The sequence below is a fragment of the Streptomyces sp. STR69 genome, assembly GCF_024519455.1.
In the GTDB taxonomy this organism is placed as follows: Bacteria; Actinomycetota; Actinomycetes; order Streptomycetales; family Streptomycetaceae; genus Streptomyces.
Genome location: NZ_JALJRY010000012.1, coordinates 157628 through 183135, shown reverse-complemented (window position 1 = coordinate 183135; position 25508 = coordinate 157628). Strand labels below are relative to the sequence as shown.

General features: G+C 71.8%; 22 protein-coding genes. 7 read left to right on the top strand and 15 right to left on the bottom strand.

The window, feature by feature from the left end; translation table 11 throughout:
• Positions 1-31: 31 nt before the first annotated feature.
• Positions 32-1837, top strand: coding sequence for a bifunctional metallophosphatase/5'-nucleotidase (locus OC490_RS23590; RefSeq protein ID WP_262059972.1), 1806 nt, complete (start codon positions 32-34; stop codon positions 1835-1837).
• Here OC490_RS23590 and OC490_RS23585 read toward each other — a convergent pair.
• The 8 genes from OC490_RS23585 to OC490_RS23550 all read right to left on the bottom strand — a co-directional run bounded on the left by OC490_RS23585 (position 1834) and on the right by OC490_RS23550 (position 11539).
• Entirely contained in the window at positions 1834-2985 is a 1152-nt protein-coding gene (locus OC490_RS23585) for a GDSL-type esterase/lipase family protein (RefSeq protein ID WP_262059971.1), read from the bottom strand. The two genes, OC490_RS23590 and OC490_RS23585, sit on opposite strands and share 4 nt — an antisense overlap.
• 65 nt (positions 2986-3050) lie before the next feature.
• A complete protein-coding gene (locus OC490_RS23580; RefSeq protein WP_262059970.1) occupies positions 3051-4499 on the bottom strand; it encodes a lysine N(6)-hydroxylase/L-ornithine N(5)-oxygenase family protein in 1449 nt (482 codons plus the stop codon).
• A complete protein-coding gene (locus tag OC490_RS23575) occupies positions 4496-5863 on the bottom strand; it encodes a pyridoxal phosphate-dependent decarboxylase family protein (RefSeq protein WP_262059969.1) in 1368 nt (455 codons plus the stop codon). The genes OC490_RS23580 and OC490_RS23575 overlap by 4 nt, the downstream gene beginning before the upstream one ends.
• 117 nt (positions 5864-5980) lie before the next feature.
• A complete protein-coding gene (locus OC490_RS23570; RefSeq protein ID WP_262059968.1) occupies positions 5981-6811 on the bottom strand; it encodes an NAD(P)H-binding protein in 831 nt (276 codons plus the stop codon).
• A gap of 113 nt (positions 6812-6924) precedes the next feature.
• Positions 6925-9516, bottom strand: coding sequence for an aminopeptidase N (gene pepN, locus OC490_RS23565; protein ID WP_262059967.1), 2592 nt, complete (start codon positions 9514-9516; stop codon positions 6925-6927).
• A gap of 47 nt (positions 9517-9563) precedes the next feature.
• Positions 9564-10133, bottom strand: coding sequence for a two-component system response regulator (locus OC490_RS23560; RefSeq protein WP_262059966.1), 570 nt, complete (start codon positions 10131-10133; stop codon positions 9564-9566).
• Positions 10134-10286: 153 nt separating this feature from the next.
• Positions 10287-10637: a chorismate mutase gene (locus tag OC490_RS23555; RefSeq protein ID WP_093625585.1), complete on the bottom strand. Its 351-nt coding sequence runs from the start codon at positions 10635-10637 to the stop codon at positions 10287-10289.
• An 11-nt stretch (positions 10638-10648) separates the two neighbouring features.
• The gene (locus tag OC490_RS23550; RefSeq protein WP_262059965.1) at positions 10649-11539 is read right to left on the bottom strand and encodes a helix-turn-helix domain-containing protein; all 891 of its coding nucleotides are present in this window, start codon (positions 11537-11539) and stop codon (positions 10649-10651) included.
• A 102-nt stretch (positions 11540-11641) separates the two neighbouring features.
• Between OC490_RS23550 and OC490_RS23545 the strand changes: the two genes are divergently transcribed.
• Positions 11642-13459, top strand: coding sequence for a glycoside hydrolase family 35 protein (locus OC490_RS23545; protein WP_262059964.1), 1818 nt, complete (start codon positions 11642-11644; stop codon positions 13457-13459).
• On the opposite strand, the gene OC490_RS23540 is transcribed toward OC490_RS23545, so the two are convergent.
• The 3 genes from OC490_RS23540 to OC490_RS23530 form a co-directional block, all read right to left on the bottom strand.
• The gene (locus OC490_RS23540) at positions 13390-14649 is read right to left on the bottom strand and encodes a DUF2201 family putative metallopeptidase (protein ID WP_262059963.1); all 1260 of its coding nucleotides are present in this window, start codon (positions 14647-14649) and stop codon (positions 13390-13392) included. The genes OC490_RS23545 and OC490_RS23540 overlap by 70 nt on opposite strands.
• Positions 14646-15887 carry an AAA family ATPase gene (locus tag OC490_RS23535; protein ID WP_262059962.1) on the bottom strand — a complete coding sequence of 414 codons (1242 nt, stop codon included), beginning with the start codon at positions 15885-15887 and terminating at the stop codon, positions 14646-14648. Before OC490_RS23535 ends, OC490_RS23540 begins: the two co-directional genes overlap by 4 nt.
• Before the next feature lie 123 nt (positions 15888-16010).
• Positions 16011-17390, bottom strand: coding sequence for a hypothetical protein (locus tag OC490_RS23530; RefSeq protein WP_262059961.1), 1380 nt, complete (start codon positions 17388-17390; stop codon positions 16011-16013).
• 171 nt (positions 17391-17561) lie between these two features.
• Between OC490_RS23530 and OC490_RS23525 the strand changes: the two genes are divergently transcribed.
• On the top strand, positions 17562-18443 hold the full coding sequence (locus OC490_RS23525) for a hypothetical protein (protein WP_262059960.1): 882 nt from the start codon (positions 17562-17564) through the stop codon (positions 18441-18443).
• A 33-nt stretch (positions 18444-18476) separates the two neighbouring features.
• Here the strand turns inward: OC490_RS23525 and OC490_RS23520 are convergent, their stop codons facing one another.
• Positions 18477-19388 (bottom strand): SDR family oxidoreductase, encoded by a 912-nt coding sequence (locus tag OC490_RS23520; protein ID WP_262059959.1) that lies wholly within the window; start codon positions 19386-19388, stop codon positions 18477-18479.
• The gene (locus tag OC490_RS23515) at positions 19388-20158 is read right to left on the bottom strand and encodes an SDR family oxidoreductase (protein ID WP_262059958.1); all 771 of its coding nucleotides are present in this window, start codon (positions 20156-20158) and stop codon (positions 19388-19390) included. Before OC490_RS23515 ends, OC490_RS23520 begins: the two co-directional genes overlap by 1 nt.
• 85 nt (positions 20159-20243) lie before the next feature.
• Here OC490_RS23515 and OC490_RS23510 point away from each other — a divergent pair, with 85 nt between their 5' ends.
• The 4 genes from OC490_RS23510 to OC490_RS23495 are packed head-to-tail and all read left to right on the top strand — an operon-like array spanning position 20244 to position 23671.
• Positions 20244-21020 (top strand): enoyl-CoA hydratase family protein, encoded by a 777-nt coding sequence (locus tag OC490_RS23510; RefSeq protein ID WP_262059957.1) that lies wholly within the window; start codon positions 20244-20246, stop codon positions 21018-21020.
• Complete coding sequence (locus OC490_RS23505) at positions 21013-21876, top strand: CoA transferase subunit A (RefSeq protein ID WP_262059956.1); 864 nt, start codon at positions 21013-21015, stop codon at positions 21874-21876. Before OC490_RS23510 ends, OC490_RS23505 begins: the two co-directional genes overlap by 8 nt.
• Positions 21873-22619, top strand: a complete 747-nt coding sequence (locus OC490_RS23500; RefSeq protein ID WP_262059955.1) for a CoA-transferase subunit beta — start codon at positions 21873-21875, stop codon at positions 22617-22619. The genes OC490_RS23505 and OC490_RS23500 overlap by 4 nt, the downstream gene beginning before the upstream one ends.
• On the top strand, positions 22619-23671 hold the full coding sequence (locus tag OC490_RS23495) for an NAD(P)H-dependent flavin oxidoreductase (protein ID WP_262059954.1): 1053 nt from the start codon (positions 22619-22621) through the stop codon (positions 23669-23671). The genes OC490_RS23500 and OC490_RS23495 overlap by 1 nt, the downstream gene beginning before the upstream one ends.
• Before the next feature lie 25 nt (positions 23672-23696).
• Here OC490_RS23495 and OC490_RS23490 read toward each other — a convergent pair whose 3' ends face one another.
• Together OC490_RS23490 and OC490_RS23485 are read right to left on the bottom strand one after the other, a co-directional pair.
• Complete coding sequence (locus OC490_RS23490; protein WP_262059953.1) at positions 23697-24854, bottom strand: acetyl-CoA C-acetyltransferase; 1158 nt, start codon at positions 24852-24854, stop codon at positions 23697-23699.
• A gap of 26 nt (positions 24855-24880) precedes the next feature.
• Positions 24881-25492: a TetR/AcrR family transcriptional regulator gene (locus tag OC490_RS23485; protein ID WP_019067685.1), complete on the bottom strand. Its 612-nt coding sequence runs from the start codon at positions 25490-25492 to the stop codon at positions 24881-24883.
• Positions 25493-25508 lie beyond the last annotated feature (16 nt).

Genomic DNA, 25508 nt, shown 5'->3' with positions numbered 1-25508 from the left:
GTTGTTGACCGTTTCCCGAGGAGATCCAGACATGCCCTTGAACCGCCGGAAGTTCCTGAAGAAGTCCGCCGTGACGGGTGCGGGGGTGGCGCTGGCCGGTGCGGCGGCGGCTCCGGCGGCGCAGGCCGCGGAGAAGAAGAAGCCGGGCAAGCACCCGAAGCGGTACTCGCTGACCGTCATGGGCACCACGGACCTGCACGGGCATGTCTTCAACTGGGACTACTTCAAGGACGCGGAGTACGCGGACGCCAAGGGCAACGCGATGGGTCTGGCGCGGGTGTCGACGCTGGTGAACCAGATCCGGCAGGAGAAGGGGCGGCGGAACACGCTGCTGCTGGACGCGGGCGACACGATCCAGGGCACTCCGCTGACGTACTACTTCGCGAAGGTGGATCCGATCACCGCGAAGGGTGGTCCGGTGCATCCGATGGCGCAGGCGATGAACGCGATCGGGTACGACGCGGCGGCGCTGGGCAACCACGAGTTCAACTACGGCATCGAGACGCTGCGGAAGTTCGAGGACCAGTGCCGTTTCCCGCTGCTCGGGGCGAACGCGCTGGACGCGAAGACGCTGAAGCCGGCGTTCCCGCCGTACTTCATCAAGAAGTTCCAGGTGCCGGGTGCGCCGCCGGTGAAGGTGGCGGTGCTGGGGTTGACGAACCCGGGGATCGCGATCTGGGACAAGGCGTACGTGCAGGGGAAGTTGACGTTCCCGGGTCTTGAGGAGCAGGCGGCGAAGTGGGTGCCGAAGCTGCGGTCGATGGGGGCGGATGTCGTCGTGGTGTCGGCGCATTCGGGGTCGTCGGGGACGTCGTCGTACGGTGATCAGCTGCCGTACGTGGAGAACTCGGCGGCGCTGGTCGCGCAGCAGGTGCCCGGGATCGACGCGATCCTCGTCGGTCACGCGCATGTGGAGATCCCGGAGTTGAAGGTCACGAACACGGCGACGGGGAAGACGGTCGTGCTGTCCGAACCGCTGTGCTACGCCGAGCGGTTGAGCGTGTTCGACTTCGAGTTGGTCTTCGAGAAGGGGCGTTGGGCGGTCGAGTCGGTGGCGGCCTCGCTGCGGGACGCGAAGACGGTCGCGGACGATCCGAAGATCACGCGCTTGCTGAAGGACGAGCACGCGCTGGTCGTGGAGTACGTCAACCAGGTGGTCGGTACGGCGACGGCGACGCTGACGACGGTGGACGCGCGGTACAAGGACGCGCCGATCATCGACCTGATCACCAAGGTCCAGGAGGACGTGGTGAAGGCGGCGTTGGCGGGGACGTCGTATGCGTCGCTGCCGGTGATCGCGCAGGCGTCGCCGTTCTCGCGGACGTCTGAGATCCCGGCGGGCAACGTGACGATCCGGGATCTGTCGGGGCTGTACGTGTACGACAACACGCTCGTCGCGAAGCTGCTGACGGGTGCTCAGGTGCGGGCGTATCTGGAGTACTCGGCGGAGTACTTCGTGCAGACGGCCGCCGACGCGGCTGTGGACACGGAGAAGTTGACGAACGCGAACGGCCGTCCGGACTACAACTACGACTACGTGTCCGGGTTCTCGTACGACATCGACATCGCGCAGGCGGCGGGGTCGCGGATCAAGAACCTCACCTACAACGGTGCCGCGCTGGACGACGCGCAGCAGTTCGTGCTGGCGGTGAACAACTACCGGGCGAACGGCGGCGGTGCGTTCCCGCATGTGGCGTCGGCGACCGAGGTGTGGTCGGAGTCGACGGAGATCCGGACGCGGATCGCGGAGTGGGTGACCGCGAAGGGTGTGCTGGATCCGGCCGAATTCGCGTCGGTGGACTGGAAGTTGACGCGGAACGGGACGCCGGTGTTCTAGAGCGTGAGCAGGGTCGTGTCGACGGCGTCGGCGATGGCTTTCGCGCCGGCGTCGTTGACGTGGAGGCCGTCGCCGGCGTTGAACTCGGCGCGGATCCGGGTGGGTCGGGCCGGGTCGGCGACGGCGGCGGCGATGTCCACGACGGCGTCGAAGGGCTGGTCCGCGCCGAGCAGCCAGTCGTTGACGCGGCGGCGGGTGGCCTGGCCCTGCGGGGTGTCGACGCCGTCGTAGATGGTGCCTTCGTACGGTCCGAGGGTGCCCCCGATGGCGATGAGTCCGGCGGCGTGGAGGCGGTCGGCGAGGGCGGTGAAGCCCGCGATGAGGTCCTCGGCGGTCGGGGCGCCGGTCGGGGGTTCGGGGAAGGACTGGGCGCCGGGCAGGCCGATGTCGTTGAGGCCGGCGTGGATCAGGACGTGGCTGACGCCGGGCACGTCCAGGACGTCGTGTTCGAGTCGGGCCAGGAGGTGTTCGCCGGCCTCGTCGGTGAGGAGCCGGTTGCCGGAGATGCCCTGGTTGACGATCCAGCCGCGGGTGAGGCGGCGGCTGAGCTGTGCGGGGAAGCTGTTGTCGGCGCCGGGGGTGGTGGACGCGCCCTCGACCCATGAGTCCCCGAAGGCGACGGCGATGCGGGTGCCGGCGGGCGCGAGGACGTCGACGCCGGCGAGGAGGTGACTTGTCGTCAGCTCTTCGGCGTCGTCGAGGACTTCGGCGGAGAGCTGGTTGCCGGGGACGACGTGTCCGGTGTCGTGGGCGACGGCGGAGTAGGTGGTCGGTCCGGTGTCGCCCGGCAGATAGAGGCTGAGGACGAGCTCCTCGCCCGCGTGCGCGGGCCGTTCGACGGGGTCGCTGAGGAGCTCTTCGCCGACGGGGATCACGGCGGTCGGGGCGCCTGAGAAGGTCAGCGGGGTGTCGGTGACGGGGTCGATGCCGCCGCCCCGGGTGCGGGTGGCGAGGTGGGCGCCGCCGATGTCCAGGGGCTCCTTGCCGTAGCGGTTGCTGAGCCTGACCCGGAGGGCGTCGCCCCCTCCGGCCAGGCGCAGGTACTGCCGTACGGTCTGGTCGGTGAAGGTGCGGGGTTCGAAGAGGTGGAAGTCCTCGTGGGGGCTGAGGACGGCGGAGCGGTGGGCTGCGATCCACGTCGTTGTCATGGCGGGCCCAACGCCGCTGTCGTCGGACGTCTTCCTCCCCTTGCGCTATTTTTACTCTCCGTTTTTCACCTGCCTTCGACGAGCGGGGTGAGGGTCCGGGCCTGCCGGGCCGGGGGGATCTGCGGCTGAGGGTCGAGCCCGAAGGTCGTGAAGGCGGTTCGGCCCGGCAGGGGGTAAGGCTCTTTGCCGGTGAGGGAGTTGAGGATGGTGGCGCTGCGCCAGGCGGCGAGGCCGAGGTCGGGGGCGCCGACGCCGTGGGTGTGGAGTTCGGCGTTCTGGACGTAGACGTGGCAGCCGGCGCCGGTGACGGAGGGGTCGAGGACGAGCCTGAACTGTTCGTCGACGCGCGGGCGTTCGGCGCTGTCGCGGCGGAGGTAGGGGTCGAGTCCGGCGAGGATGCGGCCGAGGGGGCGTTCGCGGTAGCCGGTGGCGAGGACGACGGCGTCGGTGGTGAGGCGGGAGCGGGTGTTCTGCTGGACGTGTTCCAGGTGGAGTTCGACCTTGGTGGTCGCGATCCTGCCCGCCGTGCGGACGCGGACGCCGGGGGTGAGGACGGCGTCGGGCCAACCGCCGTGCATCGTACGGCGGTAGAGCTCGTCGTGGATGGTGGCGATGGTGTCGGCGTCGATGCCCTTGTGGAGCTGCCACTGTGAGCTGACCAGGCGGTCGCGGACGGGTTCGGCGAGGGCGTGGAAGTAGCGGGTGTAGTCGGGGGTGAAGTGCTCCAGGCCGAGTTTGGAGTACTCCATGGGGGCGAAGGCCTCGCTGCGGCCGATCCAGTGGAGTTTCTCGTGTCCTGCGGGGCGGTTGCGGAGCAGGTCGAGGAAGACCTCGGCGCCGGTCTGTCCGGAGCCGATGACGGTGATGTGCTCGGCGGCGAGAAACGTTTCGCGGTGGGCGAGGTAGTCGGCGGCGTGGATGACGGGGACGCCGGGGGCCTCGACGAGGGGTTTGAGCGGGTCGGGGACGTAGGGGGCGGTGCCGACGCCGAGGACGATGTTCTTGGTGTACGTCCGGCCCAGCGCCTCGGCCTCTCCGTCGCTGTCGAGCTGGGTGAAGTCGACCTCGAAGACGTCGCGTTCGGGGTTGAAGCGGACGGCGTCGACCTGGTGGCCGAAGTGGAGTCCGGGGAGGCTGTCGGCGACCCAGCGGCAGTAGGCGTCGTACTCGGCGCGCTGGATGTGGAAGCGCTCGGCGAAGTAGAAGGGGAAGAGCCGGTCGCGGGCCCGCAGGTAGTTGAGGAAGGACCAGGGGCTGGCGGGGTCGGCGAGGGTCACCAGGTCGGCCAGGAACGGGACCTGGACGGTCGCGCCGTCGATGAGCAGACCCGGGTGCCAGTCGAAGCCGGGGCGCTGTTCGTAGAAGACGGTGTCGAGTTCGGTGAGCGGGTGGGCGAGCGCGGCCAGCGAGAGGTTGAAGGGGCCGATGCCGATGCCGACCAGGTCGCGGGGTGGATCGGGTTCGTGGCGTGGGGGGTTGGGGGTCTGGGGGTGACCCGTCGGGGGGTGGCTCATCGGGGGGTGTGTCCTTCCACCAGTTTCAGGAGGGCGGCCAGGTCGTCGGGCCGGGTGTGGGGGTTGAGGAGGGTGGCCTTGAGCCAGAGCCTGCCGTCGAGCGCGGCCCGGCCGAGGACGGCCCGTCCGTCGTGGAGGAGTTGCCTGCGTACGGCGGCCACGGCTTCGTCGGTGGCTTCGGCGGGCCGGAACAGGACGGTGCTGATGACGGGTGGGTCGTAGAGCTCGAAGCCGGGGTGGTTGTGGACCATGGCGGCGAACTCCCGTGCGCGGGCGCAGACTTGGTCGACGAGGGTGCCGAGTCCGGTGCGGCCGAGGGTTTTCAGGGTGACGGCGAGTTTGAGGACGTCGGGGCGTCGGGTGGTGCGCAGGGAGCGGCCGAGGAGGTCGGGGAGGCCTGCTTCGGTGTCGTCGTCGGCGTTGAGGTAGTCGGCGCGCTGGGTGAGGGCGGCGAGGTCGCGGGGGTGGCGTACGGCGAGGAGGCCGGCGGCGACGGGTTGCCAGCCGAGTTTGTGCAGGTCGAGGGTGACGGTGTGGGCGCGGTCGAGGCCGGCGAGTTTGTCGCGGTGGCGGTCGCTGAAGGCGAGGCCTCCGCCGTAGGCGGCGTCGATGTGGAGGCGGGCGCCGTGGGCGGCGCAGAGGCCGGCGATCTCGGGGAGCGGGTCGATGAGGCCGGCGTCGGTGGTGCCGGCGGTGGCGGCGACGAGGACGGAGCCGCGGGGGCCGGGCAGTGCGGTGAGGGCTTCGTCGAGGGCGGCGGGGTCGAGGGTGCCGGCGGGTGCGGGGACGACGACGGGGTCGGGCAGGCCGAGGAGCCAGGCGGCGCGGGGCAGGGAGTGGTGGGCGTTGCTTCCGCAGACCAACTGCACGGTGCCGCTGTGGGCTTCGCGGGCGAGCAGCAGGGCGAGTTGGTTGGCTTCGGTGCCGCCGCTGGTGACGAGGGCGTCGGCGAGGCCGATCTCGTGGGCGAGGGTGCGGGTGACGAGGGCTTCGAGGGCGGAGGCGGCGGGGGCCTGGTCCCAGGAGTCGAGGGAGGGGTTGAGCGCGCTGACGGCGAGGTCGGCGGCGGTGGCGACGGCGAGCGGCGGGCAGTGCAGGTGTGCCGCGCACAACGGGTCGGCGGGGTCGGCGGCGCCCTCGGCGAGGGCGTGCACGAGGGTGCGCAGGGCGGTCGGGTCGCCGTCTTCGGGGAGTACGTCCCCCACGGCGTCCCGGAGGCGGGCGGCGACCGCGTCGGGGCCGCCCGCGGGGAACGGTCCGCCTCGTGCGCGGCGTCCGGTGCCCAGCGCGTCGAGGACGGTGTCGAGCAACGGCCGTAGGGCGTCGGGGCCTTCGGCGCCTGAGGCGAGGGGCGCGTTGCTCATGGGCTGTCCTCCGGGGCGCGGGGCAGGGAGAGTTCCAGCTTGTACCTGGATGAGTCGACGCGCCCGGGAAGAACAACGATCAGAACCCGAAAGTGTTGTGTGAACGATGTGGGAGGGTCACCGGAAGTCGTCCGCGTGGTCCTTCGCCCAGGTGGTGAACGGGCGGGCCGGTACGCCGGTGATCTCCTCCACTGTGGTGGTGATCTCCGGGGTCGCGCCGACGCTCCCGCCGAAGGCCTTGAGGAGGCCGGGGAGCATCTCCGGGGGTACGTGGGGGAAGAGTTCGGGGCCGACCTCGTCCACGGGGATCTCGGTGAAGCGCAGGTCGTGGCCGATGGCGTGGCCGATCGCGGTGATCTGCTGGGCCGTGGTGACCGGTTCGGGGCCGGTGAGGCGGTGGGCCGCTCCTTCGTGGCCGGGGTCGAGGAGGGCGCGTTCGGCGACGGCGGCGATGTCGTCCTCGTGGATCGGTGCCGAGACGCCGTCGGCGAAGGGGCCGCGTACGGTGTCGCCGGCGCGGATCTGCGGGGCCCACTGGAGGGCGTTGGCCGCGAAGGCGTGGGGCCGCAGGATGGTCGCCGCGAGGCCGCTGTCGCGTACCTGTTGTTCGGCCTTGGCGTGCCAGATGTGGATGGGGTGGCTGGTGTCGGCGCCCTCGCGGATGATGCCGGAGGAGAGCATGACGACGTGCCGGACGCCGGCCGCGCGGGCCGCGTCGAGGAGTACCGGGGTCGTGTCGCCGGTGGCCTGGAGGTTCAGGAAGAGCTGGGTCGCGCCGGTGAACAGGGCGGCGGGGTCGTCGAGTTGGTGGCGGACGACCTCGGCCTGCTGCGGTAATCCGGCCCGTTGGGGGTCGCGTGTCAGCGCCCGCACGGGCCGGCCGGCGGCGGTGAGGCGTTCCACCAGTGCGCGGCCGACGTTGCCGGTGGCGCCTGTTACTACGATCACGGGTTCCTCCTGGGGCTGATCGTCCTTGGCGGCATCGAGCCTAGGAAGGACGATCAGCCCGCCGCATCGTCGGCAGGGACGAGGCGTGCCCGTGACGGCGTAGGGCCCGGGTCCTACGCCTCTCGGACTCGCAACGCCCGTGCCAGGTCGTCGAGTTGGTCGACGAGCTTGCGGCGCAGGGCGGGGATGAGGTCGGCGTCGTGCAGGCATTCCTCGCCGAGGCGGAGGGTTTCGGGGTCGACGGCGTGGGTGGGGAAGGCCCAGCGGCCGGCGGCTTCGGCCATGGCGGGGCCCCGGCGGGCGGCGAGGGTGACCGCGTCCTCGTAGAAGCGGGGCACGTACTCCCGTACGAGATCGGCCTGTTCGGGTTGCCAGAAGCCCTGGGCGGTGGCGGTGAAGAGGTAGTTGGAGAGGTCGTCGGTGCTGAACATCGCGTCCCAGGCCGTGCGTTTGGCCTCGGGGTCGGGCAGGGCGGCGCGGCAGCGGGCGGCGCCTTCCTGGCCGGTGGCGGACGGGTCCCGCGCCAACTCGGCGGCGATCGCGGTCTCTTCGACGGCGCCCAGGACGGCGAGTCGGGCCAGGACGCGCCAGCGCAGCTCGGGGTCGAGCTCGGGGCCGCCGGGCACGGTGCCCTCGGTGAGCCAGGCGGCGATGGTGTCGGGGTGGGCGGCGACGTCGATGAAGTGGCGTACGGCGATGAGGCGCAGGCCGGGGTCGGAGCCGTCCTCGGTGCGGCGGATGAGGTCGCGGCACAGGGCGGTGAGGGTGGCGAGGGCGGCCGGGCGGGCCTCGGGGGTGAGGTAGCGGTCGGTGACCTGGGCGGAGGCGAAGGCCAGGACGCCCTGGACGAGGGCGAGGTCCGTCTCGTGCGGGAGGTGGGCGCGGGCGGCGTCCAGGTAGGCGGAGGCGGGGAGTTCGCCGTCGCGGACCGCGTCGCGCAGGGCGTTCCAGACGACCGCGCGGGTGAGGGGTTCGGGGAGGCCGGAGAGGCTGGTGCGGACGGTTTCGAGGGATTCGGCGTCGAAGCGGATCTTGGCGTAGGTGAGGTCGCCGTCGTTGAGGAGGACGAGGGCGGGGCGGGGGCCGGTGGAGCTGATGCCGATGTTGCCGGTGGCGGGAAGGTCCGCCTCCACTCGGTCGCGTCGGATGAGGCGGCTCGCGTCGTGGAGGTCGTGGTCGTAGAGGCCGATGGCGATGCGGTGCGGGCGGGTGGCGGGGGGTGATGCGAGGGTGGTGAGGTGAGTGAGTCCCTTGTGGTCCTTGGCCGGGTCGGGTTTGGACCAGACTCCGGGGCTGCCTTCGTGCCGGAGGTCGAGGTGCCAGTTCCCGTCCTCGGTCCGGACCTTGGGCGTGAGGGTGTCGACGCCCGTGGTGCGCAGCCATACGTCCGCCCAGGCGTGGACGTCGCGTTCGGTGCCGGAGGCGAGGGAGTCGATGAAGTCGGCGAGGGTGGCGTTGGCGAACTTGTGGCGGGCGAAGTGGGTGTTGATACCGGCGAGGAAGTCCTTCTCGCCGAGCCAGGCCACCAACTGCCGTAGTGCGGAGGCGCCCTTGGCGTAGGAGATGCCGTCGAAGTTGAGGAGGGCGGAGGCGGTGTCGTCGACGTTCTCGGGGGCGACGGGGTGGGTGGAGGGGCGCTGGTCGGCGTCGTAGCCCCAGGCCTTGCGGACGACGCCGAAGTCGGTCCAGGTGTCGGTGAAGCGGGTGGCTTCGGTGAGGGTCTGGTAGCCCATGTACTCGGCGAAGGACTCGTTGAGCCAGATGTCGTCCCACCACTGGAGGGTGACGAGGTCGCCGAACCACATGTGGGCCATCTCGTGGGCGATGACCATGCCGCGGGTCTGGCGCTCGGTGTCGGTGACGGCGGAGCGGTAGATGAACTCGTCGCGGAAGGTGACCAGGCCGGGGTTCTCCATGGCGCCGGCGTTGAACTCGGGGACGAAGGCCTGGTCGTAGGAGTCGAAGGGGTAGGGCTCCTCGAACTTCTCGTGGTAGCGGTCGTAGCACTGGCGGGTGATGTCGAGGATCTCCTCGGCGTCCGCGTCGAGGTGGGGGGCCAGGGAGCGGCGGCAGTGGATGCCGAAGGGCAGTCCGCGGTGTTCGGTGCGCACGGAGTGCCAGGGGCCGGCGGCGACGGCGACGAGGTAGGTGGAGATGAGGGGGGTGGTGGCGGCCTGCCAGCGGCCTTCGCCGAGGTGTTCGGTGATGCCGTTGGCGAGGACGGTCCAGCCTTCGGGGGCCGTGACCGTGAGGTCGAAGACGGCCTTGAGGTCGGGCTGGTCGAAGGCGGCGAAGACGCGCTGGACGTCGTTCATGAACAGTTGGGTGTAGAGGTAGGTCTCGCCGTCGGTGGGGTCCGTGAAGCGGTGCATGCCCTCGCCGGTGCGGGAGTAGTGCATGCTCGCGTCGACGCGCAGTTCGTGCTCGCCGGCGGTGAGGGCGGGCAGCGGGAGCCGGTTCTCGACGAGTTGTTCCGGGTCGAGGGGGTGTCCGTCGAGGGTGACGGAGCGCAGCTCGGCGGGCTTGAGCTCGACGAAGGTGTCGGTGCCTTCTTGATCCCCGCGAACGGTGAACGCGATGACGGTGCGGGAGTCGAAGGTGTCTTCGCCCGTCGTCAGATCGAGTTCGATCGTGTAGCGGTGGACGTCGAGGAGCCTGGCACGGGTCTGCGCTTCGTCGCGCGTCAGTACGGACATGGTGGACATGCTGCCTGATGGCACTGACATGGCACAGGGCAGGTCCGGTACGCGGCCTATGTCCGGTCGGGGGCGGGAGTGGGAGTGGGGCCGGCGGCGGAGGCGGCGTTCTGGGCGTCGCGCTGGTAGGGCACGCGCGCGTCCGGGTGCGGCGGGGGGGGGTGGGGCATCGCCGGGCCCGGGTGGGGCGGGTCCTTGAGGAGGGCGCGCAGGTCGCGGATTTCCTGTTCCAGGGCCAGGTGGCGCTGGTGGGCGTCGTAGAGGTAGCGGATCTTGGTGCGCAGGGTCCAGGGGTCGACGGGTTTGGTGATGAGGTCGGCGACGCCGAGGCCGAAGGCGGTGGCGGTCAGTTCGGGGTCGAGGCCGAAGCCGGTGAGGAGGACCACGGGGATGTGCTGGGTCTGTTCGAGGCGGCGCAGGTAGCGGACCACGTCGAGGCCGCTGACGCCGGGCATCCGTACGTCGAGCAGGAGCAGGCCGACCTGGCCGCGGAGCACCTGCTTGAGCGCTTCGTCGCCGCTGGTGGCGCGGGCGAGCCGGTAGCCCAGCGGGGCGAGGGCGCTCTCCAGCGCGTACAGCGTGTCCTCATGGTCGTCGACGATGAGGATCCTGGCATCCGACGGCATGACCCGAAGTCCCTCCCGCGTGGGACAACCAGCTTATGGCGCAGGCGATGACGGGGTGTGCCCGTCGGCTGACGAGGAGTGCACATGCAGGTGCACAGCGCAGCATCGCCCCGAACGCACCCCGCTGTCACGCCCCTTACGGGTCCGGCGGGTTCAGTTCGCCGTGGGTGAACCGCCGTTGACGGCGTCCTCCGCGATGCGCTCGTGGTGCCGGATCACCTCGGCGATGATGAAGTTGAGGAACTTCTCGGCGAACGCCGGGTCCAGTTTGGCGTTTTCGGCCAGGGTGCGCAGGCGCTCGATCTGGCGGGCCTCGCGGGCCGGGTCGGCGGGCGGCAGCCGGTGGGTGGCCTTGAGGAAACCGACCTGCTGGGTGGCCTTGAAGCGTTCGGCGAGCATGTGGACGACGGCCGCGTCGATGTTGTCGATGCTGTCGCGCAGCCTGGCCAGTTCCTCGCGCACGGCGGGGTCGACGTCACCGGTTCCGTTGTTGCTGGTGGTCATGGGCGACCACCCTACGGGGAGTGCGCCCACCCGATCATCGGCGGATCGGCGGGATCGGGCACCTGGTCGCTCCAGCCGCCGGGGACGGTACGGCCCTGCTGGGCGCGGAAGCGGACGGGGGGCATGCCGACACGGCGGGTGAACAGGCGGGAGAAGTAGGCGGGGTCGTCGTAGCCGACGCGGCGGGCGACGGCGGCGACGGGCAGTTCGGTGGCGGCGAGGAGTTCTTTGGCGCGCCCCAGGCGGATGCCGAGGAGGTAGTCCTTGGGGCTGCAGCCGGCGCCCTGGCGGACGGCGGCGCGCAGTGCGGCGGGGGTCATGCCGTGCCGGGCCGCGTGGTCGGCGACGGTGAGCGGAAGGCAGGCGTCGCGGGCGAGGGCCTGGAGGACCGGGTCGCCGTCCGGGGCGAGGTCGGCGCGGGCCCGGCGCAGGGCGACCAGGAGCTCGTGGACTGCGGCCCCGGTCTCCACCTCCAGGAGGGGGTTTCCGCGCCGCGCCGCGCGGGCCATGCGCCCGATGACCGCACGGGGTCCGCTCGCGTCCGAGAGGGCCACCACGGGCCGCTCCGGCTCGATGTAGCCGAGTTCGGTGTACGTCGCCGTCGCGGGCCCGGTGAAGTCGACGAACCCCTCGTCCCAGCCGGCGCCGGGGTCGGGCGCGTAGTGGTGCGGCACTCCGGGGGTGAGCCACAGCAGGGCGGGCGCGGTGACGGTGGTACGGCGGCCGTCCGGGGTCAGGTACCAGCCGCCGCCCGCGCTGATCACGACGGCCACGTGGTGGTCGAGGGTGCGGGGGCCGACGGTGGGCAGCTCGCCGTACTGGAGGCCGACGCCGAGGCAGGCGAGGCCGAGGCGGTGGTGGGCGGGTGCGGGCGTGAAGAAACGCATCCAGGTGTGGTACATCCGCGCCCCCTCACCCATTGCCCGGTTCGCACAATGCTCGGTCCAAGTAGTGGCGATCTTTGTCCATGGACGTGATCGCCGCCAAGGGGAGAGAGTCGAGGCATGAGCGAGTTCACCGTGGGCGACAGGGACTTTCTGCTGGACGGGCGGCCGGTGCGGCTGCTGTCCGGGGCGCTGCACTACTTCCGGGTGCACGAGGCGCACTGGGGACACCGGCTGGCGATGCTGCGGGCGATGGGCCTCAACTGTGTGGAGACGTACGTCCCGTGGAACCTGCACGAGCCGGCGCCGGGCGACTTCCGGGACGTGGAGGCGCTGGGCAGGTTCCTGGACGCGGCCCGGGAGGCGGGCCTGTGGGCGATCGTGCGCCCTGGGCCGTACATCTGCGCGGAGTGGGAGAACGGCGGGCTCCCGCACTGGCTGACGGGCGAACTGGGGCCACGCGCGCGTACCCGTGACGCGCGCTTCCTGGGCCACCTGGAGCGCTGGTTTCGCCGGCTGCTGGCCGAGGTCGTGCCCCGCCAGCTGGACCGCGGCGGCCCGGTGATCATGGTGCAGGTCGAGAACGAGTACGGCAGCTACGGCTCCGACGCGGCCTATCTGCGGGCAGTGGAGGCGCTGTTGCGGGACCAGGGGGTCGCGGTTCCGCTGTGCACCTCGGACGGCCCCGAGGACCACATGCTGGGCGGCGGCTCCCTCCCCGGTGTCCTGGCGACGGTGAACTTCGGGTCCCACGCGCGCGTGGCCTTCGAGACGCTGCGCGCCTTCCGCTCCGAGGGACCGTTGATGTGCATGGAGTTCTGGTGCGGCTGGTTCGACCACTGGGGCGGCGAGCATGTCGTCCGTGATGCCGAGGACGCGGCGTCCGCCCTGCGGGAGATCCTGGAGTGCGGTGCGTCGGTCAACGTCTACATGGCGCACGGCGGCACCAACTTCGCCGGCTGGGCGGGCGCCAACCGGGGCGGCGGCGCCCTGCACGAGGGCCCGTTGGAGCCCGATGTGACGTCCTACGACTACGACGCCCCGATCGACGAGTACGGGCGCCCCACGGAGAAGTTCTGGCGCATGCGCGAGGTGTTCGCCGAGTACGCCGACGCCCCGCCGCCCGAACCCCCGCCCGCGCCGCCGCTGTTGGAGCACCGGGCCGAGGCACGCCTGACCGGCTGGGCACCCCTGGCCGACGTACTGGAGGCACGCGGTGGACCGGAGTCCGCGGGCCCGGTCCCGCCCACCTTCGAGGAACTGGACGTCGACCGCGGTCTCGTCCGCTACGAGGTGACCGTGCCGGGACCGCGCGCACCGTATCCGCTCACCGCGCGCGGGCTGCGGGACCTGGCGGTGGTGTACGTCGACGGGGAGCGGGCCGGGATCCTCACGGAGGGCGACGAGCAGCTCAAGGAACCCGTCGCCGGGCACGCGCGCGTGGAGCTGTGGGTGGAGTCCCTGGGGAGGGCCAACTACGGGCCCCGGCTCGGGGAGCCGAAGGGGATCACCGGGGGCCTGCTGCACGAGCGGCAGTACCTGCACGACGTACGCGCGCGTGGGCTGCGCCTTGACGCGCTGGACGACATCGAGGGCATTCCGCTGGGGGCGCTGCCCCCGGGCGACTCCCCCGGCCTGTACCGGGGCACCGTCGAGGTGCGGGGCGCCGGGGACGCCGTACTCGAACTGCCGGGCTGGACCCGGGGGTTCGTGTGGGTCAACGGCTTCGACCTGGGCCGGTACTGGTCGGCGGGCCCGCAACGGGAGCTGTTCGTCCCCGGGCCCGTGCTGCGGGAGGGGGTGAACGACGTGTGGGTGCTGGAGCTGCAGGAGGCGCCGTTCGCCGGGAAGTCCGTCTCCTTGCGTGCTCACCGGGAGACGGGGGCGGACCCGATCTCGACCACGCGGGCCCAGTCGGGCGGTGTGTCCGGCACGTAGTCGGGGTCGTCCTCGCCGTAGGACCTGTTCACGTACGGTCGCGGGAACAGGCCCACCACGGTCCGGCACGGCGGTCGCCGCTCCGGCCAGGGGGTCTGGCCGTCGGTGAGGACCACGACGGCGTCGGGCGGGGGCTGGGCGCGGAGGGCCTTGGCGAAGCCGGTGCGCAGATCCGTACCGCCGCCGCCCAGCAGCTCGATGCCCTCCGCGCGGCACAGTGGTTGTGCGAACTCGGCCGCCGCGTCGCACGGCACCACGGTGACCAGGTCGCGGCGGCCACCGACCGCCCTTGAGATCGCGGCCACTTCGAGGAGCGCGCTGCCCAGCTCGGCGTCGCTGACCGACCCGGAGGTGTCGATGACCACGCAGACCCGGGGCGGCCTGCGGCGCAGGCTCGGCAGCACCACACCGGGTAGTCCGGCCGAGCGGCGCGAGGGCCTGCCGTAGCTGTAGTCCTCGCCCGCGCCGGGAGCGGAGACCGCCGAGCGGACCGCCGCTCCCAGCAACTCCCGCCAGGGCTGCGGCGGATGGAACGCCTCCTCGGCCCACCGCCGCCATCCGCTCGGGGCGCTGCCCGGGCGGCCGGTGATGCCCTGTGCCACCCGGAAGCGGACCGCGTCGCGCTGCTGCTTGCTGAGCCCGTGCGCGCCGTCCGGGCCCAGCTCCCAGCCCCGGTCGAGCCCGTCGGCGCCGCTGCCGCAGTCCAGCCACGCCAACGCCTGGGTGCGCGGCCCCAGTTGGAACCAGCGCAGGTAGTCCTCCATCAGGTTCCCGGCGGGTAGTCCCAACGACCCCGGCTGGACCGCGCCTTCGGGGGTGACCAGACCCTCGCCGTACGCGTCGTCGTTGATCTCCATGTCGGCGGCGATGTTCATCCGCAGCCGCTCCCCCGGGCCGGTCAGTCCGCGTTCACGGGCGAGGCGGTCGCTGCGTCCGTGGTGGTCGCGCAGCAGGTGGGAGACCTCGTGGACCCAGACTCCGGCCAGGTCCTCGACCGACATCCGGTCCACGAACCCCGGCGAGACATAGCAGCGCCAGTGCCGGTCGACGGCCATCGTCGGCACCTGCCGTGACGCGACGGTGTGCAGGGCGAACAACGCGGTGGCCAGATAGGGGCGGACGCGGGCCGCGTAGAGGCGGGCGGCGAAGAGTTTGTCGAGGTCGAGGTCCGTGGCCGGGTCCGGGTTCATCGGCCGCCCTTCACGGTCGCGGCGGCGCGGTCCGCCCGTTGCGACAGGGCGACCACGCCGGCGAGTTGCTCGATGGACGCGGGTACGTCCCAGTCCTCCCGGCGCAGTGAGGCGAGGGTGGTCGCGGGGACGACGACGAGGTCCGGGGCACCGGTCTCCAACGCCCGGACCAGGAGCGCCCAGGCGGCGTCCCAGCGCGCCCGGTCGGGACGGTTGCGGACCGCGGCCACCACCCCGTCGAGCACGGCCTGGCGCAGATCCCCGCGCTCGGGCAGCTCGCCGGCCGTCGGATCGGCGAGGAACGTCTCGGGGTCGGGGAGGTCCATCCGGTCCACGGCGGCCAGCAGTTCCAGCCCTGGACCGTCCCCGACCGTGCCCCTGGCCAGCAGGGACAGCACCTCCCGGGAGGAGCCGGCCGCGGTCGCGAACGCGATCAGGCTCAGGGCCATCTCCCAGCTCCGGGGCGAGGGCCAGGCTCCGCCCCGCCGGGTCTCGCTGCTGGGCAGTTGGTGGACCAACTTGGGGCGGCCGGTGAGCAGTCCGCACACCGCGCGGCGCGCGAAGTCCACGGCTCCGGGCAGCTTCTCCGGGTCGAGCCGCGGCAGGGTCGCCACGGGCCAGGTGCCGCCGAGGCCGCGTACGACGACCTCGTGGTCGTGGGTCCACTGGAGGTGCACGAACCGGTTGGCCAGCGGCGGGCTCAGCTCCCAGCCGTCGGCCGCCGAGGACCGGGGGTTGGCGGCGGCCACGATCCGCACCCCGGGCGGCAGCCGCAGCGCGCCGATCCGCCGCTCCAGCACCAGCCGCAGCAGCGCGGCCTGCACGGCGGGCGGCGCGGTGGACAACTCGTCAAGGAACAGCAGCCCCCGGCCCGCCCGCACGAGCCGTACGGCCCAGTCCGGCGGGGCCATCGGGACGCCCTGCTCCGCGGGATCGTCGCCCACGACGGGCAGCCCGGAGAAGTCGGACGGCTCGTGGACACTGGCGATCACCGTGGTCAACGGCAGGTCCAGGGCAGCGGCGAGCTGGGTCAGGGCCGCCGTCTTGCCGATGCCCGGCTCGCCCCACAGCAGCACGGGGAGGTCGGCGGCGACGGCCAGGGTCAGGGCCTCCAGCTGGTTGTCGGGGCGCGGTTCGGTGGTGGTGTCGCGCAGGAGGGTCAACAGGTCGCCGGCGACGTCGAGTCGGGTGGGGTGGGCTGGGGTGTCGGTGGCGGCGTACAGGGTGCGTGTGGGCATATGTGGTCACCTTTGGGTTGTGGCGGGGCGTGCGCGGGTGAGGGGTGGAGCGCGCGCGAGGACGGGGTTGAAGTCCCGTGCGGTCAACGGCTGTTGGTGCGGCGGTGGCGAAGTTCCGTGCGGTCAGAGGCCGTTGGCGAGGCGGAGGCGTTCCTTCCGGGGGAGCGGAAGTCCCGGGAAGAAGTGGCCGGATCGCGGTCCGGGGCCGGTCAGGCCCGCCCTGAACAGCCCGTACGTGAGCCGCCGTTGCGCCGCCGCCCGGAGTTCGTCCCGCAGCGCGCCACCGCGCAGCACCGCGTCGGGACCGAGCAGTCCCTCCACGACGGCCAGCGCGCCGGCGGTGTCGCCGTGGATGAGGCGTTCGCGGACGCCGGTGAGGCAGTCCGGGTGGCGGTGGGCGTCGTCGACGGCCTGGAGGCAGGGCAGCGGAGTACCGGTCAGCGCGACCAGCAGTTCCTCGCGCCGGATCTCGGCCGGATCGTGGTCGAGGGGTGCCAGGACGCCGTCGACCAGCCCGATCCGGTGCAGCGCGCCCCGGCATTCGACCAGGTGCGGCTGTCCTGCCCGGTGCGGGATCCGCGGGGAACCGTCCGGCCGGGGACGATCCGGTACGAGTGCGGCGGCGACCAGCGGATGGAGTCGGCCGGCCTCGATCGCGCCGGTGCGGAGGAGTTCCAGGTCCGGCAGGCCCCAGGTCGCCGCGTCGGGCAGCACCGGCAGCGCGGTGGTGCTGCCGTCCATCGGTGCCGGTGCGATCCGCAGGGTGTCCGCGACCGGATCCAGCGCCAGTACGAACCGGTGCCGGGACCCGAACCGCACGCCGACGGGACCGGCCGTCCGCCCCTCCGCGTGGAGCAGGATCGCCGCCTCGTCCGCCCAGCGGTCGACGGCGCAGTTCCACGCTTCGGGCATCGTGTCCAGAGGAGCCGGGACCGGTGGGGGTCCGTCGCCGGGTGGCCGGTCGGCCCCGGCGCGGACCCGCAGCTCACCGCTCCTTCCCGCGTCCCACAGGTGTCGGTGCAGGTCGAGCCGGAAGCGTCGGTTCGGCCGGGGATGCGGATGCCGACGGGCTACGGCCTCGCGGTGGGTGCCGTCCCACAGCGCGAGGCCGATCCGCTGGCCGCCGTCGGCCCAGGCCGGCGGGGTCCGGACCACCAGGTGGAGCGGGTGCACGGCATCGTGCCCGTAGCGGGCCAGGGTGAGGGTCAGTCCCGGGCGCAGCAGCCCGTCGGGCGCGATCCTCGGCAGATGCCAACGGAGCAGGTCAGGGGCGAGTCGGCGGAGATCGGCGCGCACCCGGGCGGCCTGTTCCCGGCCATGGGTGCGCGCGACGGACCGTAGGTCGAGATCGATGTCGACACCGGCGGCGGCGCAGGCGCCCGCCCAGTCCCCGGCATCGCGGCGGACCGTGGCGGTCTCGATCATGGAGGGCGGCACGGCGAACTCACGCACGCGCGGCCAGAAGGAAAGCCGGGAATTCCCGTTCGCGGTATGAGGGAGCATCAGCACTCACCTTGCGCGGACGGGACCCCCGTTCTGTGAACAGAGTGAGTCGTCATCGCGGGGAGCATAGCCTTCTCGGCCGCGATCCGTCAGGGAATTATTGGGGGCGTGCATCCTCGCCCCTCGGCATAGAGTGGATGCGGGTTCAGGGCGTCTCTGGGGGTTGTGGACGTGGCGGACGACGGACCGGTCGAGCACGGCTACCCGCATCTGGACACGGTGCGGGACTCCATCACCGCGCTCTACAAGCGGTTGTCGTACGACACCGTCCAGACGTTCGCGACCAGTGTGGCCCCCGTCGACGTGGCGTTCTGCGACACGGACGACCTGCATATGGGGGCGCAGCGGGTGGCCCGGGAGATGGTCCGGCACTACCGGCTCCCGGATGCCCGGCTGATCGTCAGCTTCCGTGAGATGACGCATGCGGCGAACGTCGAACTCACGGCCGGGCCCGAGTACTTCGTGGAGTTGAACGACCGGTTCCGCACCCATCGCCGGGACATCGGCGCGGCTCTCGCGCACGAGGTCATGCATGTCTATCTGCACCGCCTGGACCTGTCGTTCCCCGGCACCCGGGAGAACGAGATCCTCACGGACACGGCGGCGGCGTATCTGGGCGCGGGATGGCTGCTGCTGGACGCGTACCGGGAGGACTCGGCGTCCTCGCAGAAGCTCGGCTATCTCACGCCGGAGGAGTTCGGGTACGTCCTCGCCAAGCGGGCGCTGGTCTTCGGCGAGGATCCCTCGGTGTGGTTCACGAGTCCGCAGGCCTACACGGCGTACGTCAAGGGCATGGAGCAGGCCCGGCGTGACGAGCAGCAGCCTCCTCTTACGGCGGCGGGGTGGGCCGGGCGGCGGCGCTACGCGCACGACCGGCGGCACGGGCCGGGAGTGCAGAAAGGGGTGCCGTACTCCTTCTCCCCCGACGGGCGGGGCAGCTTGCGGGTGTCGTTCCCCTGCCCCACGTGTCATCAGCGGATCAGGGTGCCGGTGCGGGGGAGGGTACGGGCGCGGTGTTCCCTGTGCCGGACGGTGCTGGAGTGCGACACGTAGGTGTCGGCGGTACAGGGGGTGTGCCGCGAGCGGCTAACTCCCGTACACCGCCCCCGGAACCTCCGCCTCCGCCAGCAGTTTCAGCACCGCCTCGCCCGCCTCCCCCGCACCCCACCGCGCCCCCTTGTCCGCGCTCGGGCCGGCCCGCCACCCCTCCATCACGGTGATGCGCCCGCCCTCCGTCTCGAAGACCCGGCCGGTGACCCCCGCGCTCGCGGCGGAGCCCAGCCATACCACCAGGGGTGAGACGTTCTCCGGGGCCATCGTGTCGAAGCCGGAGTCGGGTGCCGTCATCGTCTCCGCGAAGGTGTGTTCCGTCATGCGGGTGCGCGCCGCGGGGGCGATCGCGTTGACCTGGACGCCGTAGCGGGACAGTTCGGCGGCCGCGACGAGGGTGAGGCCGACGATGCCGGCCTTGGCCGCGCTGTAGTTGCCCTGTCCCACCGAGCCCAACAGGCCTGCTCCGCTGCTGGTGTTGATGATCCGGGCGGTCGGGGTGCGGCCCGCCTTGGACTCCGCACGCCAGTGCGCGGCGGCGTGTTTCAGGGGCAGGAAGTGGCCCTTCAGGTGGACGCGCAGCACCGCGTCCCAGTCGTCCTCGTCGAGGTTGACGAGCATGCGGTCGCGCAGGTAACCCGCGTTGTTGACAAGGGTGTCGAGGCGGCCGTAGGCCTCCAGGGCTGTCGTCACCAGGGACGCGGCACCGGCGCCGGTGGCGATGTCGCCGCCGTGGGCGACCGCCTCGCCGCCCGCCGCGCGGATCTCCGCGACGACCTGTGCGGCGGGGCTGTCGGGGTCCGGGGTGCCGTCGAGACCGACGCCCAGGTCGTTGACGACGACCCGGGCGCCCTCGGCGGCGAAGGCGAGGGCATGGGCGCGGCCCAGGCCACGGCCCGCACCGGTGACCACGACGACCCTGCCGTCGCAGAGAGCACTCGTCCCCATCACTTCTCAACTCCTGTTCCCTTGTTGGCGGTTGCGGCATCCAGGAACGCGGGCCGCTCCCCGCCCCCGTGGACGAGGAGGCTCGCGCCGCTGATGTACGCGGCGGCGGGGGAAGCGAGGAAGACCGCCGCCGCGCCCACGTCGATGGGGTCGGCGAGGCGGCCGAGCGGGACGGTGCGGGAGACGGCCGCGATGGCGTCCTCGCCGCCGTAGTGCAGGTGGGACGACTCGGTGCGGACCATGCCGACGACGAGGGTGTTGACGCGGATGTCCGGCGCCCACTCCACCGCCATCGAGCGGGCCAGGTTCTCCAGTCCGGCCTTGGCCGCCCCGTACGCCGCCGAGCCGGGCGAGGGGCGGCTGCCGCTGACGCTGCCGATCATCACGACCGAGCCCCTGGCCCGCCTGAGGTGTTCGTACGCGGCGAGGGAGGCGGTGAGCGGGGCGAGGAGGTTCAACTCGATGATCCGCGCGTGGCGTTCGGCCTCCGCGTCGACCAGTGGGCGGTACGGCGCGCCGCCCGCGTTGTTGACGAGGACGTCGAGCCGGGGCAGCGCGGCGAAGAACTCCCGTACGGCGTCCGGGTCGCGCAGGTCGAGGGCGCTGAACTCGGTTCCCCGGACGGGGTCTTCGGGCGGTTTGCGCGCGCAGGTCAGCACATGGGCGCCGGCCTCGACGAAGGCACGCGCGATACCGGCGCCGACGCCTCGGGTGCCGCCGGTGACGAGGACGGTCCGGCCGTTCAACGGGCGGTCGGGCGAGTTGTCCACAGGGTCTCCCGCTCGGATTCTGCGGCTGCTAGCTTCGAAGCCTCACACCTAACAAATGTTTGGTGGAAAGGTAGCTGATGTGTCCATGGGTGTCTCCACCTCGTTCCCGGAAACCCCGGAAAGCCCGTCCCCCGACAAGGGAATCGCCGTCGTCACGGTCGACTTCCCGCCGGTGAACGCGCTGCCGGTGGACGGCTGGTTCGCGCTGGCCGACGCCGTGCGCGCGGCCGGCCGCGATCCCGGCGTGCGCTGTGTGGTGCTGGCGGCCGAGGGGCGGGGCTTCAACGCGGGCGTGGACATCAAGGAGATACAGGCGCGCGGACAGTCGGCCCTGGTCGGGGTGAACCGGGGCTGTTTCGAGGCGTTCGCCGCGGTGTACGAGTGCGAGGTGCCCGTGGTGGCGGCCGTGCAGGGCTTCTGTCTCGGCGGGGGCATCGGTCTGGTGGGGAACGCGGACGTGATCGTGGCGAGCGAGGACGCCACCTTCGGGCTGCCCGAGCTGGACCGGGGCGCGCTGGGCGCCGCCACGCATCTGGCCCGGCTGGTCCCCCAGCACCTGATGCGCGCCCTGTACTACACCTCGCGCACGGCGACCGCGGACGAGCTGCACGCGCACGGCTCGGTGTGGCGGGTCGTACCGCGCGATGAACTGCTGTCCGCCGCGCTGGAGTTGGCGGCCGAGATAGCCGCCAAGGACGGCGAGCTGATCCGGCTCGCCAAGTCCGCGATCAACGGCATCGACCCCGTCGACGTCCGCCGCAGCTACCGCTTCGAGCAGGGCTTCACCTTCGAGGCGAGCGTCAGCGGGGTGGCCGACCGGGTCCGTGACACCTTCGGGAAGGAGGGTGCCGAAAGTGGCTGACAAGACGATGACCGCCGACGAGGTCGTGTCCCGGCTGGCGAGCGGCATGACCCTGGGCATCGGCGGCTGGGGTTCCCGGCGCAAGCCGCTGTCGCTGGTCAGAGCGCTGCTCCGCAGCGACATCGGCGATCTCACCCTGGTCTCGTACGGCGGCCCGGACGTCGGGATGCTGGTGGCGGCCGGCCGGGTCCGCAAGCTGGTGGCACCCTTCGTCACCCTCGATTCCGTCCCGCTCGAACCGCACTACCGGGCGGGCCGCGAGCGCGGGGAGTTCGAGCTGACGGAGGTCGACGAGGGCATGTTCATGTGGGGCCTGCGCGCGGCGGCGAACCGGCTGCCGTTCCTGCCGGTGCGCGCGGGGATCGGCTCGGACGTCATGCGGGTCAACCCCGGCCTGCGGACGGTCACTTCGCCGTACGACGACGGGGAGACGTTCGTGGCGATGCCCGCGCTGCGCCTGGACGCGGCGCTGGTGCACGTCAACCGGGCCGACCGGCTGGGCAACGGGCAGTATCTGGGCCCGGACCCGTACTTCGACGACCTGTTCTGCGAGGCGGCGGACGCGGCCTATGTCTCCTGCGAACGGATCGTGGACACGGCCGAGTTGACGAAGGAGGCGCCACCGCAGTCCCTGCTGGTCAAGCGGCTGCACGTGACCGGGGTCGTCGAGGCGCCCGGTGGCGCCCACTTCACGTCGTGCGCCCCCGACCACGGCAGGGACGAGGACTTCCAGCGACTGTACGCGACGACACCCTGGGCGGAGTTCTCCGAGCGTTTCCTGGCCGGTGACGAGGCGGACTACCGGTCGGCGGTGCGCAACTGGCAGGAGCAGGAAGGGGAAGGGGAGCGGCGATGACGGACGTAGAGCTCACAGAGGTACTGCGCTCCGAGTACTGCGTGATCGCCTGTGCCGAGGCGTGGCAGGACGCCGGGGAGATCCTGGCCAGTCCGATGGGGCTGATCCCCTCGGTCGGGGCCCGGCTCGCCCGGCTCACCTTCGCCCCGGACCTGCTGCTCACCGACGGCGAGGCCCTGCTGGTGCGCCCGGACGGCACCCCGGAGGGCTGGCTGCCCTACCGGCAGCATCTGGCCCTGGTGTCCGGCGGACGCCGGCACGTGATGATGGGCGCGAGCCAGATCGACCGGTACGGCAACCAGAACATCTCGTGCATCGGTGACTGGACGCGCCCGAAGCGGCAGTTGCTCGGGGTGCGCGGGGCGCCGATCAACACGCTGAACAATCCGACGAGTTACTGGATACCGCGGCACTCACCGCGGGTGTTCGTGGAGAGGGTCGACATGGTGTGCGGGGTGGGGTACGACCGGGTCGCCGAGCACCCGGGGACAGCCCGCTTCCACCGGATCCCCCGGGTCGTCTCCGACCTCGGCGTGTTCGACTTCGCGACCCCCGACCGCTCGATGCGGCTGGCCTCGCTGCATCCGGGGGTCACGGTGGAGCAGGTCAGGGAGGCGACCGGCTTCGAGCTGACGGTCCCGGACGAGGTGGAGCAGACCCGTGAACCCACCCCGGAGGAGCTGCGGTTGATCCGTGAGGTCATCGACCCCGCCGACACCCGTCGCAGGGAGGTGGCGGTCTGATGGAGACCGCGCTGACCAGGCTGGTCGGGGTGCGGCATCCGATCGTGCAGACGGGGATGGGCTGGGTGGCGGGCCCACGCCTGGTGTCGGCCACGGCGAACGCGGGCGCGCTGGGCATCCTGGCCTCCGCGACCATGGGCACCGACCGGCTCCGGGACGCGATCCGGGAGGTCAAGTCCCGTACGGGGGCGCCGTTCGGGGTGAATCTGCGGGCGGACGCGGCGGACGCGGGCGACCGGGTGCGGATCATGATCGAGGAGGGCGTACGGGTCGCGTCCTTCGCGCTCGCGCCGTCCGCCGAGCTGATCGCCGAGCTGAAGGAGGCGGGTGTGGTCGTGATCCCGTCGATCGGGGCGCGGCGCCACGCGGAGAAGGTCGCGGCGTGGGGTGCGGACGCGGTGATCGTGCAGGGCGGGGAGGGCGGCGGCCACACCGGGGAGGTGGCGACGACGGTGCTGCTGCCGCAGGTGGTCGACGCGGTGGACATACCGGTGGTGGCGGCGGGCGGCTTCTTCGACGGGCGGGGGCTGGTCGCGGCGCTGGCGTACGGGGCGGCGGGCGTCGCCATGGGCACCCGCTTCCTCCTCACCTCGGACTCGACGGTCCCGGACGCGGTGAAGGCGGCGTATCTGGCGGCGACGGTCAGGGACGTCACGGTCACGAGAGCGGTGGACGGCCTCCCCCACCGCATGCTCCGTACGGAACTGGTCGACGCCATGGAGCACTCCGGCCGTACGAGAACCCTGCTCCAGGCCGTACGCCGGGCGGCGGGCTTCCGCCGGCTGTCCGGTCTGACCTGGCCGCGCATGATCCGCGACGGCCTCGCGATGAAACACGGCAAGGACCTGACCTGGAGCCAGGTCCTGCTCGCCGCGAACACACCGATGCTGCTCAGGGCGTCGATGGTGGACGGTCGTACGGATCTAGGGGTGATGGCGTCCGGGCAGGTCGCCGGGGTGATCGACGACCTGCCGTCGTGCGCCGAGCTGGTGGCCCGGGTGATGAAGGAGGCCGACGAGGTGCTGTGGACGCTGGTCCGGGCCGACTCCTGAACCGCCCTTCAACTGCTCTGCCCTCTCACAGCCGTTCGATGATCGTCACGTTGGCCTGGCCGCCGCCCTCGCACATGGTCTGGAGGCCGAACCGGCCGCCGGTGCGCTCCAGTTCGTGGAGGAGGGTGGTCATGAGCTTGACGCCGGTCGCGCCGAGCGGGTGGCCCAGGGCGATCGCGCCGCCGTTGACGTTGACCCTGTCGGGGTCCGCGCCCGTCTCCTTCAGCCAGGCGAGGACGACGGGCGCGAAGGCCTCGTTGATCTCGACGAGGTCGATGGCGTCGATGGTCAGGCCGGTCTTCTTCAGGGCGTGGGCGGTGGCCGGGATGGGCGCCGAGAGCATACGGATCGGGTCCTCGCCCCGGACGGAGAGATGGTGGACGCGGGCGCGGGGCGTCAACCCGTGTTCCCGTACAGCCCGTTCCGAGGCGAGGAGCATGGCCGCCGCGCCGTCGGAGACCTGGGAGGAGCAGGCGGCGGTGATGGTGCCGCCGTCGACGACCGGTTTCAGGCCGGCCATCTTCTCCAGGGACGTGTCCCGGCGCGGGCCCTCGTCGACCGTGACCGCTCCGTAGGCCACGGTCTCCCGTTCGAAGTGGCCCTCGTCGATGGCGCGCAGGGCCCGCCGGTGCGAGCGGAGGGCGAACTCCTCCTGGTCCTGCCTGGTGATCCCCCACTTCGCGGCGATCATCTCGGCCCCGGCGAACTGGTTCACCGGCTGCGTTCCGTACCGGGCGCGCCAGCCCTCGCTGCCCGCGAAGGGGCCGTCCGTGAGGCCGAGCGGTTCGGCGGCCTGCCGGGACGCGAACGCGATGGGGATCAGCGACATGTTCTGGACGCCACCGGCGACGACCAGGTCCTGGGTGCCGGACAGCACGCCCTGTGCCGCGAAGTGCACGGCCTGCTGCGAGGACCCGCACTGCCGGTCCACCGTCACACCCGGCACCTCCTCGGGCAGCCCGGCCGCCAGCCAGGCGGTCCGCGCGATGTCCCCGGCCTGCGGCCCCACCGCGTCCAGACACCCGAAGACGACGTCCTCGACGGCTGCGGGATCGATCCCGGAGCGCGCGACCAGTTCCTTGAGCACATGAGCCCCGAGGTCGGCGGGATGCACCCCGCTCAGCCCTCCCCCGCGCCGCCCGACGGGCGTCCGGACCGCTTCGACGATGTAGGCCTCGGCCATGTCAACTCCCCATACTTGCCCGTGAGTTACGTGCGTACGGCGATCCCGTCCAGCACCATCGACAGGTACTGCCGGGCGATCTCCTCGGCGCTGTGCTGTCCGCCGGGCCGGTACCAGGACGCGGCGACCCACACCGTGTCCCGCACGAACCGGTAGGTGAGCCGGACGTCGAGGTCGGCGCGGAAGACCTTGGCGGCGACCCCGCGCTCCAGCGTGGACAGCCACGCCTTCTCGAACTTGCGCTGCGACTCGGCGAGGAACGCGAACCGCTCCTGCGCGACCAGTTGCTTGCTCTCCTTCTGGTAGATCGCGACGGCGGCGCGGTGCCGGTCGATCTCCCGGAACGACTCGGTGACCAGGGCCTCCAGCGTCTCGCGCGGCCCGAACTCGGCGTCCAGGACGGTGTCGTAGCCGCCCCAGAGCTCGTCGAGGAAGGTCCGCAGGATCTCCTCCAGCATCGATTCCTTGGAGTCGAAGTGGTAGTAGAGGCTGCCCGCGAGCATGCCCGCGTGGTCCGCGATCTTCCGTACGGTGGTGGCGTTGTAGCCCTGCTCGGCGAAGACCTCGGCCGCCGTGTCGAGGAGTTCACGGCGGCGGGCCGGAGCGGCGGTCACCGGGGGTTTCTTCTTGGTCGGCACGGACCCATTGTCCTGC

Excerpts from the sequence above, each read along its gene's own strand:
- OC490_RS23590 (WP_262059972.1), top strand. The coding sequence starts at position 32 with ATGCCCTTGAACCGCCGGAAGTTCCTGAAGAAGTCCGCCGTGACGGGT.
- OC490_RS23585 (WP_262059971.1), bottom strand. The coding sequence starts at position 2,985 with ATGACAACGACGTGGATCGCAGCCCACCGCTCCGCCGTCCTCAGCCCC.
- OC490_RS23580 (WP_262059970.1), bottom strand. The coding sequence starts at position 4,499 with ATGAGCCACCCCCCGACGGGTCACCCCCAGACCCCCAACCCCCCACGC.
- OC490_RS23575 (WP_262059969.1), bottom strand. The coding sequence starts at position 5,863 with ATGAGCAACGCGCCCCTCGCCTCAGGCGCCGAAGGCCCCGACGCCCTA.
- pepN (WP_262059967.1), bottom strand. The coding sequence starts at position 9,516 with ATGTCCACCATGTCCGTACTGACGCGCGACGAAGCGCAGACCCGTGCC.
- OC490_RS23560 (WP_262059966.1), bottom strand. The coding sequence starts at position 10,133 with ATGCCGTCGGATGCCAGGATCCTCATCGTCGACGACCATGAGGACACG.
- OC490_RS23555 (WP_093625585.1), bottom strand. The coding sequence starts at position 10,637 with ATGACCACCAGCAACAACGGAACCGGTGACGTCGACCCCGCCGTGCGC.
- OC490_RS23550 (WP_262059965.1), bottom strand. The coding sequence starts at position 11,539 with ATGTACCACACCTGGATGCGTTTCTTCACGCCCGCACCCGCCCACCAC.
- OC490_RS23545 (WP_262059964.1), top strand. The coding sequence starts at position 11,642 with ATGAGCGAGTTCACCGTGGGCGACAGGGACTTTCTGCTGGACGGGCGG.
- OC490_RS23540 (WP_262059963.1), bottom strand. The coding sequence starts at position 14,649 with ATGAACCCGGACCCGGCCACGGACCTCGACCTCGACAAACTCTTCGCC.
- OC490_RS23535 (WP_262059962.1), bottom strand. The coding sequence starts at position 15,887 with ATGCCCACACGCACCCTGTACGCCGCCACCGACACCCCAGCCCACCCC.
- OC490_RS23530 (WP_262059961.1), bottom strand. The coding sequence starts at position 17,390 with ATGCTCCCTCATACCGCGAACGGGAATTCCCGGCTTTCCTTCTGGCCG.
- OC490_RS23520 (WP_262059959.1), bottom strand. The coding sequence starts at position 19,388 with ATGGGGACGAGTGCTCTCTGCGACGGCAGGGTCGTCGTGGTCACCGGT.
- OC490_RS23510 (WP_262059957.1), top strand. The coding sequence starts at position 20,244 with ATGGGTGTCTCCACCTCGTTCCCGGAAACCCCGGAAAGCCCGTCCCCC.
- OC490_RS23500 (WP_262059955.1), top strand. The coding sequence starts at position 21,873 with ATGACGGACGTAGAGCTCACAGAGGTACTGCGCTCCGAGTACTGCGTG.
- OC490_RS23495 (WP_262059954.1), top strand. The coding sequence starts at position 22,619 with ATGGAGACCGCGCTGACCAGGCTGGTCGGGGTGCGGCATCCGATCGTG.
- OC490_RS23490 (WP_262059953.1), bottom strand. The coding sequence starts at position 24,854 with ATGGCCGAGGCCTACATCGTCGAAGCGGTCCGGACGCCCGTCGGGCGG.